The 17,002-nt window shown below is 62.8% G+C and carries 18 protein-coding genes and 1 pseudogene; 7 read left to right on the forward strand and 12 right to left on the reverse strand.

Annotated features, from left to right (window positions below):
* Positions 1 to 4: 4 nt before the first annotated feature.
* The gene (locus R6U53_RS01990; RefSeq protein WP_410320699.1) at positions 5 to 253 is read right to left on the reverse strand and encodes a DUF5822 domain-containing protein; all 249 of its coding nucleotides are present in this window, start codon (positions 251 to 253) and stop codon (positions 5 to 7) included.
* 100 nt (positions 254 to 353) lie between these two features.
* Here R6U53_RS01990 and panB point away from each other — a divergent pair, with 100 nt between their 5' ends.
* Positions 354 to 1,163 carry a 3-methyl-2-oxobutanoate hydroxymethyltransferase gene (gene panB / locus R6U53_RS01995; protein ID WP_410320742.1) on the forward strand — a complete coding sequence of 270 codons (810 nt, stop codon included), beginning with the start codon at positions 354 to 356 and terminating at the stop codon, positions 1,161 to 1,163.
* Between the two features lie 7 nt (positions 1,164 to 1,170).
* Here panB and R6U53_RS02000 read toward each other — a convergent pair whose 3' ends face one another.
* The 4 genes from R6U53_RS02000 to R6U53_RS02015 form a co-directional block, all read right to left on the reverse strand.
* Entirely contained in the window at positions 1,171 to 1,353 is a 183-nt protein-coding gene (locus R6U53_RS02000) for a hypothetical protein (RefSeq protein WP_410320700.1), read from the reverse strand.
* A gap of 60 nt (positions 1,354 to 1,413) precedes the next feature.
* Positions 1,414 to 2,277: an SDR family oxidoreductase gene (locus R6U53_RS02005; RefSeq protein ID WP_410320701.1), complete on the reverse strand. Its 864-nt coding sequence runs from the start codon at positions 2,275 to 2,277 to the stop codon at positions 1,414 to 1,416.
* 74 nt (positions 2,278 to 2,351) lie between these two features.
* Complete coding sequence (gene glmU, locus R6U53_RS02010) at positions 2,352 to 3,539, reverse strand: bifunctional sugar-1-phosphate nucleotidylyltransferase/acetyltransferase (RefSeq protein WP_410320702.1); 1,188 nt, start codon at positions 3,537 to 3,539, stop codon at positions 2,352 to 2,354.
* A gap of 39 nt (positions 3,540 to 3,578) precedes the next feature.
* Positions 3,579 to 4,925 carry a RimK family alpha-L-glutamate ligase gene (locus R6U53_RS02015; protein ID WP_410320703.1) on the reverse strand — a complete coding sequence of 449 codons (1,347 nt, stop codon included), beginning with the start codon at positions 4,923 to 4,925 and terminating at the stop codon, positions 3,579 to 3,581.
* Positions 4,926 to 4,981: 56 nt separating this feature from the next.
* Here R6U53_RS02015 and R6U53_RS02020 point away from each other — a divergent pair, with 56 nt between their 5' ends.
* The 5 genes from R6U53_RS02020 to R6U53_RS02040 all read left to right on the forward strand — a co-directional run bounded on the left by R6U53_RS02020 (position 4,982) and on the right by R6U53_RS02040 (position 9,678).
* Positions 4,982 to 6,043: a succinylglutamate desuccinylase/aspartoacylase family protein gene (locus tag R6U53_RS02020; protein WP_410320704.1), complete on the forward strand. Its 1,062-nt coding sequence runs from the start codon at positions 4,982 to 4,984 to the stop codon at positions 6,041 to 6,043.
* A 142-nt stretch (positions 6,044 to 6,185) separates the two neighbouring features.
* Entirely contained in the window at positions 6,186 to 6,578 is a 393-nt protein-coding gene (gene sdhC, locus R6U53_RS02025; RefSeq protein WP_410320705.1) for a succinate dehydrogenase, cytochrome b556 subunit, read from the forward strand.
* A gap of 1 nt (position 6,579) precedes the next feature.
* Entirely contained in the window at positions 6,580 to 6,945 is a 366-nt protein-coding gene (locus R6U53_RS02030) for a succinate dehydrogenase hydrophobic membrane anchor subunit (RefSeq protein ID WP_410320706.1), read from the forward strand.
* Positions 6,946 to 6,947: 2 nt separating this feature from the next.
* Positions 6,948 to 7,805, forward strand: a complete 858-nt coding sequence (locus R6U53_RS02035; RefSeq protein WP_410320707.1) for a succinate dehydrogenase/fumarate reductase iron-sulfur subunit — start codon at positions 6,948 to 6,950, stop codon at positions 7,803 to 7,805.
* A gap of 43 nt (positions 7,806 to 7,848) precedes the next feature.
* Positions 7,849 to 9,678, forward strand: a complete 1,830-nt coding sequence (locus R6U53_RS02040; protein WP_410320743.1) for an FAD-binding protein — start codon at positions 7,849 to 7,851, stop codon at positions 9,676 to 9,678.
* 19 nt (positions 9,679 to 9,697) lie between these two features.
* On the opposite strand, the gene R6U53_RS02045 is transcribed toward R6U53_RS02040, so the two are convergent.
* The 5 genes from R6U53_RS02045 to R6U53_RS02065 form a co-directional block, all read right to left on the reverse strand.
* Positions 9,698 to 10,078, reverse strand: coding sequence for a cupin domain-containing protein (locus tag R6U53_RS02045; RefSeq protein ID WP_410320708.1), 381 nt, complete (start codon positions 10,076 to 10,078; stop codon positions 9,698 to 9,700).
* A 74-nt stretch (positions 10,079 to 10,152) separates the two neighbouring features.
* Positions 10,153 to 10,353 (reverse strand): XapX domain-containing protein, encoded by a 201-nt coding sequence (locus R6U53_RS02050; RefSeq protein WP_410320709.1) that lies wholly within the window; start codon positions 10,351 to 10,353, stop codon positions 10,153 to 10,155.
* A 60-nt stretch (positions 10,354 to 10,413) separates the two neighbouring features.
* A complete protein-coding gene (locus R6U53_RS02055; RefSeq protein ID WP_410320710.1) occupies positions 10,414 to 11,019 on the reverse strand; it encodes a DNA-3-methyladenine glycosylase family protein in 606 nt (201 codons plus the stop codon).
* Positions 11,020 to 11,049: 30 nt separating this feature from the next.
* Entirely contained in the window at positions 11,050 to 11,595 is a 546-nt protein-coding gene (gene cysE, locus R6U53_RS02060; RefSeq protein WP_410320711.1) for a serine O-acetyltransferase, read from the reverse strand.
* Between the two features lie 198 nt (positions 11,596 to 11,793).
* Positions 11,794 to 13,743, reverse strand: a complete 1,950-nt coding sequence (locus R6U53_RS02065) for an AMP-dependent synthetase/ligase (protein WP_410320712.1) — start codon at positions 13,741 to 13,743, stop codon at positions 11,794 to 11,796.
* A 255-nt stretch (positions 13,744 to 13,998) separates the two neighbouring features.
* Between R6U53_RS02065 and R6U53_RS02070 the strand changes: the two are divergent.
* Positions 13,999 to 14,329: pseudogene (locus R6U53_RS02070) on the forward strand (tryptophan synthase subunit beta); the annotation flags it as partial.
* Positions 14,330 to 14,583: 254 nt separating this feature from the next.
* On the opposite strand, the gene R6U53_RS02075 reads toward R6U53_RS02070, so the two are convergent.
* Together R6U53_RS02075 and R6U53_RS02080 are read right to left on the reverse strand one after the other, a co-directional pair.
* Positions 14,584 to 15,726, reverse strand: a complete 1,143-nt coding sequence (locus tag R6U53_RS02075) for an amidohydrolase family protein (RefSeq protein WP_410320713.1) — start codon at positions 15,724 to 15,726, stop codon at positions 14,584 to 14,586.
* A 244-nt stretch (positions 15,727 to 15,970) separates the two neighbouring features.
* Positions 15,971 to 16,786 carry an AAC(3) family N-acetyltransferase gene (locus R6U53_RS02080; RefSeq protein ID WP_410320714.1) on the reverse strand — a complete coding sequence of 272 codons (816 nt, stop codon included), beginning with the start codon at positions 16,784 to 16,786 and terminating at the stop codon, positions 15,971 to 15,973.
* Positions 16,787 to 17,002: the final 216 nt, after the last annotated feature.

Raw genomic sequence — 17,002 nt, forward strand, 5'->3', positions numbered from 1 at the left:
ATGACTACGCTTGTTCGGACCTGTCGACGCGCGTCCGTGCGTACAGGTACACCGGAATCCCGATGCAGAGCCAGACGACCGCTCCCGTCCTGATCGCGAAGTTCGCGCGCTGTCCCCACGACGGGAGATCGACGAAAAGCGAGAGTACCGCGACGGTCGGCGCGCCGACGACGATGGTTAACACGAACGTCGTCTGCATCACCCAGCCGTAATCGACGCCGTCCGGGTCGGTCGTCTCGACGTGGGGGGGCATTAGTTGTCCTCAGTGGGTCGGTCGGTAAGCGATTACGGTTTCGGGCGCTGTGGCCGACGTGCAAGTGGGAGTGTTTAACCCGGCCGGCCCCCCAGGCTGAATCATGCGTGCGAAGGATATCCGTGCGAAGGCGGGCCACGAGCCGATCACGATGCTCACCGCCTACGATGCGCCCACCGCCCGAATGATCGACGAGGCCGGTATCGACATCGCACTCATCGGCGACTCGATCGGAAACACCCGTCTCGGCTACGATTCGACCCTCCCCGTTACCGTCGACGAGATCGCGAGCGCCACAGCGGCGGTCGCCAGAGCGACTGAGAACGCCCTCGTCGTCGCCGACATGCCATTCCTCTCGTTCGGCGCTGACGAGGCCGACGCAGTCGAACACTGTGGTAGAATGCTGAAAGAAGCCAACGCGGACGCGATCAAACTGGAGTGCGGTCCCCACACGATCGAACTGACGCGAATGCTCACCAACCTCGGAGTTCCTGTTCAGGCTCACCTGGGGTTGACGCCCCAACGCGAGAACGAGATCGGCCTGTTCAGACAGGGGACGGACGACGAGTCCGCCCGTCGAATCGTCGATCTCGCCCGCGAACACGAGGCAGCCGGGGCGTTCTCGCTCGTCTTAGAGCACATCCCTGCGAACCTCGCTGCGACGGTTACGGAAACGCTGTCGATCCCCACGATCGGGATCGGTGCCGGCCCCGATTGTGACGGGCAGGTACTCGTCATCGATGAGGTCATCGGTCTCTCCGAGCGCATCGCACCGTTTTCGAAACGCTTCGGTGACGTCCGTAGCGAAATGGAAGACGCGATCGCCGCCTACGCCGCCGCTGTCGAATCGGGCGAGTTCCCCGCAGAAGAACACAGCCACCACGAGCCGAACATCGACGATATCTACTGACCGTCTCCTATTGGTCCCACGCCGCGTGACAGTCCGCATCACAGAAGTGTATCGTGGTTACCATCCCTTCGTCGACGCGCGTGACGACTTTGTGCGTCGGCTCGTGTACGATCGGCGTTCCACAGGCTGCACACCGCGGTGCGGTCTCCTCCGTTACGTCCTCGCAGAGATCCGATGTCGGGTCCACCATCTTGTCTCACCGTTCGGGGGCACGCATATGAACGATTATGTTTGCGCGGAACCCGCCGCCTCACGCCGATCGCTCGTACTCGGGGTCGAAAAGTTGTGCGGACATCGGGGCCGGATCGCCAGCCGTGAGGTTGTATCGCGAAAAGTCCTCGACGCCCGCCTCCCGGAGGAGTTCCTCGTCGTACACCGCGTTTCCGGTGTACTCGGCGGGATCGCGGCGCAGTATCTCGAGGACGGTATCCGAGACGATCTCCGGCGAGCGCCAGTCGTCTTCGGTTCCCAACCCGAAGTAGCGCGTCGCGCGCGTGTCTATCGCCGTCACCGGCCAAAAGGCGTTACAGCCCACGTCGTGGCCGGATAGTTCCGTCGCGAGCGAAAGCGTGAGAAACGACATCCCCATCTTCGACCACGCGTACGGGGCTTCGCCGGGCGCGCGATCGACCGTAACCGGCGGCGCGTTCGCGAGGAGCCACGCGTCGTCGACGCTCTTGAGATGATCGAGAAACGCTCGGGCGACGAGATACGTGCCGCGGACGTTGACCTCCGTCAGGAGGTCGAACCGATCCGCGGGGAGGTCCTCGACGTTCGCGAGTTGGATCGCGCTCGCGTTGTTGATCACGATGTTGACCTCGCCGAACCGATCGATCGCTTTCTCGGCGGCGTTCTCGACGCTCGTTCCTTCGCGAACGTTCAGTTCGATCGGGAGCGCTTCGACGCCAAACGCCTCGCACTCGCGGGCAGTTCGTTCTATCGTTCCATCCAACTCCTCGTCCTCGCCGTACTCGTCGTCTTCGCTCGTCTTCCCGGTCGAAACGACGTTACAGCCGCGCTCGGCCAACGCGAGCGCGATCGCCTTGCCGATACCGCGGGTCGTCCCGGTGATGAAGGCGGTCTGTCCGGCGAGATCCGGCTTTTCGAGCGTCATATCTATCCGTTCGGTGCGGTGAAGGTAAAACCCGGGTCAATCGATCCCGCTCAAACCGGTTGTTCGTTTACTGCTCACCGATCGCGACTAACGGATTCCCCGGGGGTCGTTCGCGCGTTCGCGGAGAGGACGATGCCCGGCGCGAGACTCGTGTTGATCGCCGTTTTCGCCCCGGGTCCAACGACGACGCCGTACTTCCGGCGACCAGTCGAGACGCGTTCGCCCTTCACGGTCTGTTCGACGCTCTCGCCGTCGTGTCTGAGGTTCGCGACCTGCGTTCCGGCCCCGAAGTTCACGTTCGGTCCGAGTAGGCTATCGCCGACGTACGACAGGTGCGGGACGTTCGTCCCCGTCATGAGCACGCTGTTTTTGATCTCGACGCCGTGACCGACGTGACAGTCCTCGCCGACGAGCGTCGCGCCGCGAACGTAGGCGTTCGGGCCGATATCGGCTCCGGAACGGACGATCGCCGGTCCCTCGATCACGACACCCGGTTCGACCGTCGCCCCAGCTTCGATCACGACGTCGCCGCGGAGTTCCGCATCGCCGCGAACCTCGCCGTCGACGCGGCGCTCGAGCTCGCCGATCTGCCACTCATTCGCCGCCAACAGCTCCCAGGGCCGCCCGACGTCGAGCCACCGCGTGAGCGTCACCGGCGTCACCGCCTCCGCCTCGATGGTTTTCGCCACCACGTCCGTGATCTCGTACTCGCCGCGCTCGCTCTCGTCGACGTCGAGCCATCCGATCGCTGCCTCGGGGAACGCGTACGCCCCGGCGTTCGCCAGAGTGGACGGTGGCTCGTCGGGCTTTTCGACGATTCCCGTCACGCGGTCGCCAGCGGCGTCCGTCGAGAGCACGCCGTAGTCCTCCGGCGTTTCGACCTCGATGGCAGCGATCGACGGGGCGGCCCCGAACAGCTCTGCGACGCTCTCGGGGTCGTATATGTTGTCGCCGTTTAGGACCGCGAACGGGCCGTCCAGGCGGTCTTTCGCCGCCCGCACCGCGTCCGCGGTGCCGCGCTGTTCGCGCTGGACGGCGAACGACACGGGGACGCCGCGGTACTCGTCGGCGAAAAACTCGCGAACTGCGTCGGCCTCGTAGCCGACGACGAAGAGAAGTTCGGACGCGCCGGCCTCGACGGCCGCCTCAGCGGTGTGCGCACACAGCGGTCGATCGGCGACCGGAAGCATCGGTTTGGGCACCGTTTCCGTCAGCGGTCGCATCCGCGTTCCCTCGCCGGCAGCGAGGATGACTGTCTGCATACGCCCGCTTCGCTCGGACCGGATAAAAACCGTCGGGCGTTACTCCTCGAGCGTCGTGTCGTCGAGCGCCGGCGGCTCACTCTCGTCGGCCTGCCGCCTGACGTCGACGTGATAGTGTTCGAGGATGTCCCGACCCAAAAGCAGCGGATACTCCATGTGTCCGCGGTCCTCGATGCTCGCTGTGACGGTGTGTTGTCTCCCACCGATCCCGACGACCAGATCGACGACCGGCCGCGACCGTCCGGATTTGACGCTTCCGGATTTGATCTTGACGATGTCCTTGATCGGTCCGGTTCCGATCTCGGCGGCGAGGTGGGCGTCGATGCTCGTCCGCGTTGCTCCGGTGTCGGATTTCGCCATGACGGTCCGCTGTCCGCTCGTTCCCATCGCGATCACTTCCTCGACGTAACCGATGACCGGCGTTTCCGTCGGCGGGGCTTTTTCGGTACGCGGCATGCACGCCGGTCGGGAGTCGTCGAGGTTCGCCGTCAGTTCGTGGACGCGCTCGGGATCGACGTCGCCGCCAGCCCGCTCGATCGCGAGGCGTGCGATGTGCGGTGCCGGCGACCGCCCAGTCGCTTTGAACAGCCCACGAAAGCCGGCCGTCGGGTTCACTTCGAGCAGGTGGTAGCCGTCCTCCCCCTCGACGATGTCGACGCCGGCGTAGTCGAGTCCGATCTCGTCGGTCGCACGCTTTGCCATCGTGACGAGCTCCTCGGGCAACTCGCCGGTCATATCCTCGACTTCGCCGCCCAACGCGACGTTTGTCCGCCACTCTCCCTCCGGTGCGTAGCGGTTCATCGCTCCGACGACGCGCTCGCCGACGACGTACACCCGGAGATCGTGGTGACGCATCTCGTCGTGTTCGATGAGCTCCTGTAAGAACGCCTGTCTGGCCCCGACCATCGGGTTGACCGGATCGTCCGTGTCGAGTTTCCAGGTCCCGCCGCCGTGGGTCCCGATCGCCGTCTTGTAAACGACTTCCTCGCCGAAGCGATCCCGACGGGCGTTCAGAATCTCCCCCGAAAGAGCCATGATTGCGTTAGGGACCGGGAGCCCTGCCTTGGCGAGGGCGGTTCCCGACGCGAACTTGTGCATCGCGGTCATCGTCGCCATCGGTGTGTTCAACATCGGAGTGAGCCGATCGAGCATTGTCGCCAGCCCGAGGGCCTCTGCAGGCTGTTCTTCCTTCGAGAGCAGCAGCCGGTTGACGATGATGTCGACGTCCGGTTCCAGCGTCACATCGCCGTCGTTAATTTCGACGGCGGTGTTCTCCGCGCGAAGCCACGCCGTGTCGTATCCGAGATCGTCGACGGCGTTGAGAATCGCCTTCGTCTCCTTGGAACTGTGCAGGCTGAGAACGCCTACGGTGAGCGAATCCGACATACTCGATCTGGGATCGGTTCCTGCAAAACGCTGCCGATCTATCGACTGGTATCCCGATGGCGTTCCGCGATGTTAAAGGGGTGGCCCGCCGTGGCTCGGGTGTGACTTCGAGATTCACGTACGACGGCGGGGCGGTCGATCCCGGTGAGACCGCGAACATCCGCTTCACCGTCAGCGAGACGTATCTCGGTGATCCAGTTCGGATCCCGGTGACGATCGTCAACGGCGAGCGTGACGGCCCCACGTTCTGCCTCACGGCCGCAGCGCACGGCGACGAACTCAACGGGATCGAGATCGTTCGGGAAGTCGCCCACGAGTGGGATCACTCGGAGCTTTGTGGAACGCTCATCTGTCTCCCGGTGCTCAACGTGCCCGGATTCATCGCCCAACAGCGGTATCTCCCCATCTACGACCGGGATCTGAACCGATCGTTCCCGGGCGACGACTCCTCGACCAGCGCGAAGCGGATCGCGGCGAGGGTGTTCAAAAACTTCATCGAGCCGTGTCAGATCGGCCTCGATTTCCACACCTCCACACGCGGGCGAAGCAACATGCTTCACGTCCGGGCGGACATGGACGATCCGGCGGTCGCCAGAGTCGCGAACGCCTTCGCCTCGAACGTCATCATCGACGGCGAGGGTCCAAGCGGCTCGCTTCGCCGTGAAGCGAGCGAGGCGGGGGCGTCGACGGTTACGGTCGAGTTGGGCGAAGCGCACCGCTTTCAGCGCCCCCTCATCGACGCCGCGCTGGAGGGCGTCCTCTCCGTGATGGCGGAGTTCGCAATGCTGGAGACGGAGACCGTCAAGTGGCCTGGCTGGCGGACGATCATCGACGGCTCCGACGAGAAGACGTGGCTCCGGGCCGACGCGGGCGGACTGGTCGAAATGCACCACGATCGCGGCTCGCTCGTCGAATCGGGCGACCGTGTCTGTACGATCACGAACCCGTTCAAGACGGACGTGACCGTCGTCGAAGCGCCATTTACCGGGCTTCTCATCGGCGTTCCGGAGAACCCACTCGTCTATCCGGGGAACCCGCTGTGTCATCTGGTCGCTCTCGACGGTCCGACGCTTCGGGCGTTCAGACAGAGCCAGAGTCACTCGGTCGAACGCGTCTAACGACGCCCGGTTCGAGTGTCGACCGTTCGTTTTGCGCGCTTCGATCACGATCCCCGATCACCGGCAGTTCCTGCCGGTTACCGCCTGTGAAGCGTTCGCAGGTAGTAACTACTATACCACCGGAAGCCCGACGGTACGTTGCATGAGTCAATCGTACGACCGGGGTCTGATAGAGGACTTCGGGCGATGGCAGGAGTTCTCCGCCGGTATGTGGGCCTGGATTTTCCACAAGTTCACCGGCTGGGTGCTCATCGGCTATCTGTTCACCCACGTAGCCGTACTGAGCACCGCCACGGTGGACGGAGCGACCTACACTCAGACGCTCCAGGGGCTTGAGAGTCTGCTCGTCGTCCGCTTCCTCGAAGTCGGACTGCTTGCGGTCGCCGTCTTCCACATTCTGAACGGAGTCCGCCTGCTCTTCGTCGATCTCGGTGTTGGGCTAGAGGCACAGGACAAGGCGTTTTACGCCGCTATGATCGCAACTGCGGCCATCACGGTCGCGAGTATTCCGACGTTCCTTTTGGGGGCGTTCTAACGTGGCTGAACACTACTCGTCGTTCGAACCGAAGGGAACCCGCTGGCTGCTTCAGCGCATCACGGCCGCGTTCCTCGTCGTCGTGTTGGCGTATCACTTCCTGCTGTTGCACTTCGTCAACCACGCGGCGGACATCACGTTCGCCGGATCGCAGGTTCGGATGAGTCAGGTCGGCTACTTCATCACGATGGTGTTGTTCCTGATCGCTGGGGCGTTCCACGGCGTCAACGGCGTCTACAATGCCCTCGTCAACCAGGGTCTCGACGGCACCCAAAAGACCGTCGTCAAGTGGCTGCTCGTCGTCGCCGGAACGCTTCTCATCGTTCAGGGAATCCGCGTCGCGAGCGCCATGACGGGGCTGTTCTAACCATGAGCACGCAAATCCAAGAACAGGAGACGGAGACTGAAACGGAGGAATCGTCGGAGCATCAAGAGCGGCGACTGGCCGACAAACGTGAGCGCGCCGACATGCGGGAGCGCGCCGAGGCGGACCTCTCAGAGGCAGACGAGACGGTCCGAATCAAGGTGTTCCGCTACGATCCCGAGGTCGAGGGGAAAAAGGACCCGCGGTTCGATACGTTCGAGGTGCCTTTTTATAAAGGGGTGACCATACTCGACTCGCTCATCTACGCGCGAGATCACTTCGATTCGAGTCTCACTTTCCGTCACTCCTGTCGGCAGGCGATCTGCGGTTCCGACGCGCTCTTTGTCAACGGTCGACAGCGACTCGGCTGCAAGACCCAGATGGTCGATCTCGAGTGGCCGGTTCGAATCGAACCGCTGCCGCACGCCGAGGTCGTCAAGGATCTCGTCGTCGACATGGAGCACTTCTACGACCAGATGGAGGCCGTCGAACCGTACTTTCAGACGAACGAACTCCCGTCCGGCGAAGAGCAGCGCCAGACACGGGAGAATCGCGAGAAAGTCAAGATGTCGACGCGCTGTATCTGGTGTGCTGCGTGTATGTCCTCGTGTAACATCGCCGCCGGCGACAACGAATACCTCGGACCGGCCGCGATCAACAAGGCCTACCGCTTCGCGATGGACGAGCGGGAGGGCGCGGACATGAAAGAACACCGGCTCAACATCATCGAGCAGGAACACGGCGTCTGGCGATGTCAGACACAGTTCTCCTGTACCGAGGTGTGCCCGAAAGATATCCCGCTGACCGAGCACATCCAGGAACTGAAACGCGAGGCAGTCAAGAGCAACCTCAAGTTCTGGTAGCAGTACGCTAATAATCATCAAGACCCAACTAAATACAATGACGATACACGAACACGACGTGATCGTGGTCGGGGCCGGCGGTGCCGGACTCCGTGCCGCGATCGCGGCTGACGAGGAAGGGGCGGACGTGGCGATGGTCACGAAACTCCACCCGGTCCGTTCACACACCGGTGCCGCCGAGGGAGGCATCAACGCGGCGTTGCGCGACGGCGACGACTGGGAACTCCACGCCTACGATACGATGAAGGGGTCCGATTATCTCGGTGATGCCCCCGCTATCGAGACGCTCGCACAGGACGCCCCCGAGGAGGTCATTCAGCTCGAACACTGGGGGATGCCCTTCTCGCGGGAGGACGACGGTCGGGTCTCCCAGCGACCGTTCGGCGGTCTCTCGTTCCCGCGAACGACGTACGCCGGCGCAGAAACCGGCCACCACCTGCTACACACGATGTACGAGCAGGTCGTCAAACGAGGTATCCGGGTGTACGACGAGTTCTACGTCAGTCGACTCGCCGTCACGGACCACGACGACCCCGAGGACCGCGAGTGTCACGGCTGCGTCGCCTACGACATCAAATCCGGGGAAATCGTCGGATTCCGGGCGAGAAACGGTGTCATCCTCGCGACCGGCGGTGACGGTCAGGTGTACGACCACACTACGAACGCCGTCGCGAACACTGGAGACGGTCCGGCGATGGCGTATCGCGCCGGGGCCCCCGTAGAAGACATGGAGTTCGTCCAGTTCCACCCGACGACGCTCCCATCGACCGGCGTCCTCATCTCCGAGGGCGTCCGCGGTGAGGGCGGTATCCTGTATAACAGCGAGGGTGAGCGGTTCATGTTCGAACGCGGATACGCGAACAACGCCGGCGAACTCGCCTCACGCGATGTGGTCTCTCGGGCGGAGTTGACCGAGGTGAACGAAGGTCGCGGAATCAACGACGAGTACGTCTATCTCGACATGCGTCACCTCGGCGAGGAGCGCATCTACGATCGCCTCGAGAACATCATCCACCTCGCAGAGGACTTCGAGGGCGTCAATCCGGTCGTCGAGCCTATGCCGGTCAAACCGGGGCAACATTACCACATGGGCGGTATCGAGACGAGCGAACACGGCGAGACGTGTATCTCCGGTCTGTACGCCGCGGGCGAGTGTGCGTGCGCGTCAGTCCACGGTTCCAACCGACTCGGCGGCAACGCGCTGCCGGAACTCATCGTCTTCGGCGCTCGTGCCGGCCACCACGCTGCCGGTCGCGATCTCGGTGAGGCGAGAGTGCCCACCGGCCCGTCGGCGGCGACGGAGTTCGAGGACGGCCTCGAAACGCCGGTCGAACCGGGCGCGCTCGACGCGAGCGACGGGGACGTCGCAGCGGACGGCGCGTTGGTCGAGCCCACGGAAGTCGTCGAATATGCTGTCGAATTCGAGCGACGACGCGTCGAGGACATGCTCGAACGCGATGGGACGAACCACGCCGAAATCCGAGAGGATCTCCAGAAGGCGATGACGCAGAACGTGAACGTTTTCCGGGAGGAAGAGGGTCTGAAGAAGGCGCTCGAGGTCATCCGGGAGTGCCGCCAACGGTATCAAGACGTTGCCGTTTCGGATCCGTCACGCACGTTCAACACCGACCTGATCCACACGATCGAGACCCGAAACCTCATCGACACCGCGGAGACGATCACGCTCGGCGCGCTCGCGAGAGACGAGTTCCGCGGTGCCCACTGGCGGCGCGCCCACCAAGAGCGCAAGGATGACAAGTGGCTCAAGCACACGATGATCTCGTGGAACGACGGCAAGCCGGAGCTCTATTACAAACCGGTCATCCTCGAAGGCGAAAACAAGGAGTACGAGCCGAAAGTCCGCTCGTACTGACGACGAAGCGAAGTTCCTTTCAACCGATAAATCCGTCGGTGCTCCACTCCGCGTCGCTACCCCCCGGTTCGATCGAAACCGGCGCGCTCACCAGCACGAACGCGCTTTCGTCCTCACCGTTTCGAATCTGCCGTGTCGCAGCGGGTGGGATCCAGATCGCGTCACCGCTCTCCATTTCGACGTCCTCGCCGTCGACGACGACTGTTGCCGAGCCTTCGATGAGAACGTAGATCTCCTCGTGACCGTTCTCCGTGTGGTCGTGCGGTCTGCTGTTCCAGTCGGGTTCACAGCGGGTGATCGTCACGCCGACGCGCTCGCTGGCGAGCGGTTCACGGAGGAAGTGCATCCCGCCCGAGACCGGTTCTATTTCGCGGTAGTTGACGCGTTTGTACGTACTCATACGAGCGCTTCGACGCCCACGGAAATAGGCTTCACGCCCGAATCGGTACTTTCGATCGACTCACGCAGCCGCGTCTACGACCCGAGCGCGGAGAGCGGATCGTGGCCGAGTCCAAAATACTCGACCCTTTGGAGTCCGAGATAGATACCGGTGATACCGAGAATCCCGGTGACGGTCGGCGGTGCCGGGATCGGAACGCCGATGCCGACGAACACAACGCCAGCGACGAAACCGGTCAGGAGTACGACGACCGCGATAGCTATCGACGTACTCATCGTCACACTCGTGACCGGTGCGGACACATTGGTCTGGGTTCGGTTCGGTTCGGGGTGTGACTACGCTTCCGTGACTTCCGCGACTGCCGTAGCGACGTCCTCGTCCATCCGCCACAGGTAGAGGGTCGCGTAGCTTCGGTACGGCGCCCACCGTTCGGCTCGGTCGACCATCTCCCCACGGCTCATCTCGTCGCCGAACAGCGCTCTCATTCCCTTCCGGACGCCGAGATCGCCCACTGGGAACACGTCGGGGCGACCGAGCGAGAACAAAAGTTGCATTCGCGCGGTCCACTCACCGACGCCTTTGATCGTCGTTAGCTCGTCGATAACCGCCTCGTCGTCGAGGGACTCGAAGTACGCGCGATCGTATGTCGAGGCGAACGCGTCGGCGACGTTCCGAACGTAGCCCGCTTTCTGCCTCGAGAGTCCGCACTCGCGAAGCGTTGTTTCGTCCGTCGTAACGAGCGTCTCGGGCGTTATCTCGACGGTCTCGAAGAGCCGCTCTCTCGTCGCCTCCGCGGAGGCCATCGATACCTGCTGACGAAGGATCGCGACGACGAGTCGCTGAAACATGTCCTCCGCGGGATCGAGTCCGAGTCGTCCGTACCGCTCGATCAGTGGGCCGATGTAGGGATCGGATTCGAGAACGTCGTGTGGGGAGCTCACGGTACCACCTCGGTGTGCAGCCGAGAAAACTTATCGGGAGGAAACGCGCTGGGATCGGCTCGCGTCATCGATCGGTTCGGCCGGAACGCCGACCACGGTTGCGTTCGCCGGCACGTCGTCGACGACGACGCTGCCGGCCCCGACCGAGGCCGCTTCCTCGACGGTGATGTCGCCCAAAAGCGTCGCGTTTGCACCGACCGTCACGCCGTCGTTGAGCGTCGGATGGCGCTTTTCGCGACGCATCGAATCGCCACCTAGCGTCACACCGTGGTACAGTAGCACGTCGTCACCGATCTCGGCGGTTTCGCCGATCACGACGCCCGCGCCGTGATCGATGAACAGCCGTCGGCCGATCTCCGCCGCGGGATGGATCTCGACGCCGGTCAGAAACCGAACGACCTGCGAGAGAAAGCGCGCGGAAAAGTGAAAGCCACGCTCCCACAGCCAGTTGGCGATCCGATACCCCCAGACGGCGTGCACTCCGGAGTACAGGAGCGCGACGGTGACGGCGCTCGTCGCGGCCGGATCCTTCGTGCGTGCGGTTCGAACGTCCTCTTTGATTGTATCGAGTACCATGTCGGTGTATCAACCGTGAAAAGCGACGGTAAACTACCGGTTAACGACGGCTCGGGCGAGGGTTCATCGGGGTGTACCGGACGGTCCGCTTTACCGGATCCGGCGTTCTCACTCCGATGTCGCGTCGGTCCATCGTGCCCGAATTGCGGGAACGACGGTATAAAAACTGTCGGTCGTTTCACCGCTTGCCGACAGGGGCTACTCCTCGTTTCCGTAGATGTCGCGGATCTGCTCGCCGAACTCCTCGCGGACGTTGCGGCGTTTTATTTTCATCGACGGCGTCAACAGATCGTTGTCTGCGGTCCACTCGAAGGAGACCAATCGGAACTCCTTGATACGTTCGTGCCCGGAGAGCATCGCGTTGACCGCTTCGACCTCCTCGTCGATGTACTCGATCACGCGTTCGTCTTCACAGATCGCGTTTGTATCGTCCGGTAGGTCGATCCCCTCGGCCTCGGCCCACCGTCTGACCGCCTCGAAGTTCGGTACGAAAAGCGCCGCGACGAACTTCTCGTCGTTGCCGATCACCATCGCTTGATCGATCCGACCGGACGTGGCGAACTCGTCTTCGATCGGTTGCGGGGCGACGTTTTTGCCCGTATCGAGGACGATGAGCTGTTTGATCCGATCGTGGTAGATCAGGTAGCCGTCGTCGGTCTCTTCGATGATATCGCCGGTCCGAAACCAGCCGTCGTCGGTGAACGCCTTTTCAGTCTCTCTGGGTCGGTTCCAGTAGCCGTCAGTGACGTTCGGTCCCCTGACGTAGAGTTCACCGATCGCCCCCGTCGCGGTCGCCTTTTGCTCCTCGGAGACGATCGATTCGTCGAGGCGGACCTCGACGTTCGAAAGCGGCGGACCCAGAGTCCCGGGTCGATAATCCTCCGGGGGATTGACCGAGACGACCGGCGACGTCTCGGTGAGGCCGTAGCCTTCGAGAATCGGGATCCCCATCCCATCGAACAGCTCGGCGAGCCGCTTCGAGAGGCTGCCGCCGCCGCTGACGAAGAACTCGACGTTGCCGCCGAGTTTCTCCCTGACCGACGAGTAGACGAGTCGGTCCATGAGCGCGTGTTTGATTCGAAGCCCGGGACCCGGATCGTCGGTGTTCGCCCACTCGCGGGCGATCGGTACCGCGCGCTCGAACACCGCTTGTGGGGCTTCTTCGCGGAGGCTATCGTAGATGCGCTCGTAGACCCGCGGCACCGAGGAGGCGCTCGTCGGACTGACGGCGACGATGTCTTCCCCAACGGTGTCGGGCGATTCTGCATAGGCGACCGTCGCGCCGCTGCCGAACATGAGAAAGTGCCCGGAGACGCGCTCGAAGACGTGCGCGAGCGGGAGAAACGAGAGGACGCGATCCGTCTCGTCGATCGACGGCGTCCCCTCGGGCTTGTCCGGTCGATCCGAAAACCGCTTGCGGATGCCGTTGACGTTCGATCTGAAGTTTCGGTGCGTCAACCGGACCCCCTTCGGCTCGCCGGTCGTCCCGGATGTGTAGATCAACGACGCGAGGTCGTCGAGGTCGCGTTCGTCGATCCACGACCTGTAGGTCGCCTCGTCGAACGCTTCCGTTCCGAGTTCGTGGACTTCCGCGAGCGTGTGGACGTCGTCTCGGTCGTCGTGAGCCCCGACATCGTCGATGACGATGATGAAAGAGAGATCGAGATCGTCCTCGACCGCCACGATTCGTTCGAGGAGTTCGGCGTTCTCCACGACGACGCCCTCCGCACCGGGGTCGTCGAGCAGATATCGCGCCTGTTCAGCCGACGATTCGGTGTACACCGTCGTCACGACGCCGCCGGCAGCGAGCAACGCGAGATCGGTCTGTGCCCACTCCATGCGGGTGTTGGCGTAGATGCCGACTTTCGTGTTCGATTCGACTCCCAACGCGCGGAAGCCGGCCGCGAGGTTGCGGACGATCGCTCGCATCTCGGCGTACGTCAGCGACGCGTACTCACCCGCCGGGGCGGCGGACACCACGTGGGGAACCAGCGAGCGCTCGTAGATGCCGCCTTTGTACCACTGCGCGTCGCGGTCGGCATGCCGGTTGGCGCTCTCCTCGAACAGGTGGGGGATCAGCGTCTCGCCGATTACCTCGTCCTCGTACGCCCCCTCGGCTTCGAGGTGGGCTGTGGTGTCTCCGGACATGGCTGCTGTCGTGGTTCACGCGAGCCTGATATATTAATTCGGGGTCATTTTGGATTTTTTACGAGAGCGTTTAAGCGACGTGTGTGGAATCCGGGTTTATTTCGGGTGGTACTCTGCTTTTCACATATATCACGCCCGGTGGACCCCCGCGCCGTCATCGTCGAATCGTGCTGACGCCGGAACTGTCCACCGATAGCGCGATGCAGCCGCGCTGACAGTACATATTTAGTGGTCCATGGTGAACACCGGGGGAACGTGTCTAACGGTGCATTCGACGGATACGGTGGCCGGCACGTCCCCAGAGCCGCTTTTCGAACCGCTCCAACAGCTCGCCGACGCTTACGACGGGATCAGGGAGGCGGCCGATTTCAGAGCGGCGCTGCGCGGATAGCTCGAGGCCTTCGCCGGGCGGCCGACGCCGCTGTATCACGCGCGGAACCTCAGCGAGCGGTACGGCGCCGACACCTATCTCAAGCGCGAGGATCGCCTCCACGGGGGCGAACACAAGCTCAACAACACACTCGGGCAGGCGATACTCACAAAGAGGGCCGGAAAGACGCGACTCATCGCCGAGATCGGATCGGGACCCTTCCCGAGGCTGCCGTCGCTTGCGTGGGCGGCGGTTCGAACGCCATCGAGCTGTTTCACGCGTTCGGCGACGACGTCGAGGTTCACTCCGTTTTCGTGGGTCTTGAGTATCACCCCTCCCTCGGCGGAGGCTCTCCACGATGTGTTCTACGCGCCCTGTTTCACCCACAACGTATGGGTGTTGGTCCAGTGAGGTGTCGTGTCCCAGTGACCCGCACTCGAAAACCCCTCAGAGGCCGATCCCCCGATGGATCACTCGACGACGGCGGGTCGCTTTGCTGGGCCCGTGTTGGCGCTCGTTTTGACCGCCACCTCGCCGTCCACGATCACTGTGTCGACGGCCGGATAATCCCCGTTTTCGATCGCGTCAACGGCGTCATCGGCGGCCGATCCTTGCGGGGCATCGAGGAGACAGAGATCGGCGGGTCGCCCCTCCTCAATCCGCCCCTCGTCGAGACCGTGACGTCGGGCCGGAACGCCCGTCATCAGCGCGAGTATCTCCGGAGCGGACACCTCGGTCAGACTCGCGAGGATGCCCGCTTCGAGCCACATCCCACAGGGAACGACGCCCGTCCCGGTCGGTGTGTCCGTCGCGATCTGGAGCCGGTCGAGTTCGTCCCGGTCGGCCATCGTTCGGAGGATCTCGAGGGAGGTTCGCTGATTGCCCGCGACGACCAACTCGAGATCGATCGAGGTGTCTTCGACGATCGCCCGCCACTCCTCGTCGGGCAGGGCCGTCGGCCCGCCGTTGAAATGGAGCGCGATGTCCGGGCGAATGGCCTTGAACATCTCCTCGTCGATCGGCCGCGTTCCGGGCACGCTCGATCCGCCCGAGTGCATCATGGTCACCATCCCGAGGTCCTTGGCCCGATCGACGAGTCGCCGCGCGTGGTCGAGATCCTCAATCGCGAAGATGATCTTCGTTTGAGTGACGCCCGACTCGTGGACCGCCACGATGTCGTCGACGGTCATATCGTCGGAGAGGATCAACGTCCCCGCGTGGAGTTTCACGCCGCTCGGACGCAGGTTGTCGTACGATTTGCGGTTGAGCGTCGCGAGCGCCGTGAGCCCCTCGGCGTCCGTCGGCCGCCCCGGATGGTGAATCTCGCCCGCCGACACCATCGAGGTGGTGCCGCTGTTGAGATAGCTCTCACACCAGCCGATGGTATCCTGTCTGGGCGTGTACTCCCCGGCGACCGGGTGGACGTGCGCGTCGACGAGCCCCGGGGCGACCGTCGTCCCCCGGACGTCTATCACCGTCTCGGCGCTCGTCGTCGTCGCGCCGATTTCCTCGATCACCCCGTCGCGAACGTCGATCGAGCCCGCGTCGATCGTCGGCTCGGTCAACGAGCCGCTGAGAATCGCCCCGACGTTTCGAAGTAACATGTCCGACATGCCTTGAGGTACTTTTAGGCCGGATATTAATGTATTCTAGGACCCCGAACCGCCGTCGACGGAACCGACTCGATCGCCAAATGGGGTACAAGTCGGTCCGCGTCGGCCACACGCCTCTGGAGGGGCTTTTTGATGACCGCCTCGCGGAAGCGCCTCGATCCGTCTCCGTTGTTGAGCCACATCCCGTCGTGAGACTCGTGGCTATTCGGTGTGGGGTGAGCGGAGCCTCATAGCTGTGAATCGTCTACGTGAGCAGATAATACCCGTCTCGATCGAGTTTGGGGCCGATGACGTCCCGTAGATCCTGCGTTCGCGTGACCATTACCCGCAGTCCACGCATATCGTATCGGTCGAGGACACCGGCTGCTTCGAGATCTCGATGGAGCTTGCGGCGATTCCACACCAACCTCTCCGTCGGTGCACCGAACGCCTGGGAAATCTCCACCGGATCGGCTCCGGACTCAGTGACGGCTATGCCGTCCATCGAAACGTCCTCGATGTATGGAACGTCGTGTTGATACTCGATGTAGTGGATCTGCGACGATTTGAACCACGGCGTTCCAATGTCGAGGATCGGGACGTTGTCCGCCTCTAGTTTCGCAAAACAGGAGTTGTCCCCGTAACTGTCCCAATCGTCGCAATCTCCGAATCGATACGGCCCGTCGACCACGAACGAACGCATCGCGTCGTTCGTTCGATACTCTGCGTCCTCCAAGAGGAGTTTTGCGAACGTCCCGTGTTTCGGCTTCGAGTACTGCTTGTAGAATACCCGAGACTGCTCGAAGTAGTCGGTGAATCCGGGCACCATTACGGTCTCGAAGTGCTCACCGAGCGTGGTCCGCAGGAACTCGTATGGATTCCCGTCGAATGCGGCATTTACCGCCGAAAGCCCGACGTGACAGAACACCTCCGTAGCATCGATATCGTCGAGGATCGTGTGCAGCCACTCCTCGCTGACTGCTCCCACGCGTTTGTTCTCGAGGTACTGTTTCAGCACGTAGTGCGTTCCCATCATCTTCGCTTTCTTCGCGTATCGGATGGGATTCGAGACGACCTTCATCGACCGTATCCACTCACGCGAGGGCCAAAGGTACCATGTGGCTAACCTCCGAGCAATCCGATGTGCGCTTCCACATATCGGTCCGACAGAGCAACGTTCGGCCAGAGTGTGACGGTTCCGTCGCGGGATAGTGCCGGCCACGCGAGGTGGCCCGGGTCGACGCCGATCCGGTTACCACCGGTCGTATGCGTCGGTGCTCCCGGAATGACGGGCGGA

Source organism: Natronomonas sp., from assembly GCF_046483325.1.
Taxonomy (GTDB): domain Archaea; phylum Halobacteriota; class Halobacteria; order Halobacteriales; family Haloarculaceae; genus Natronomonas.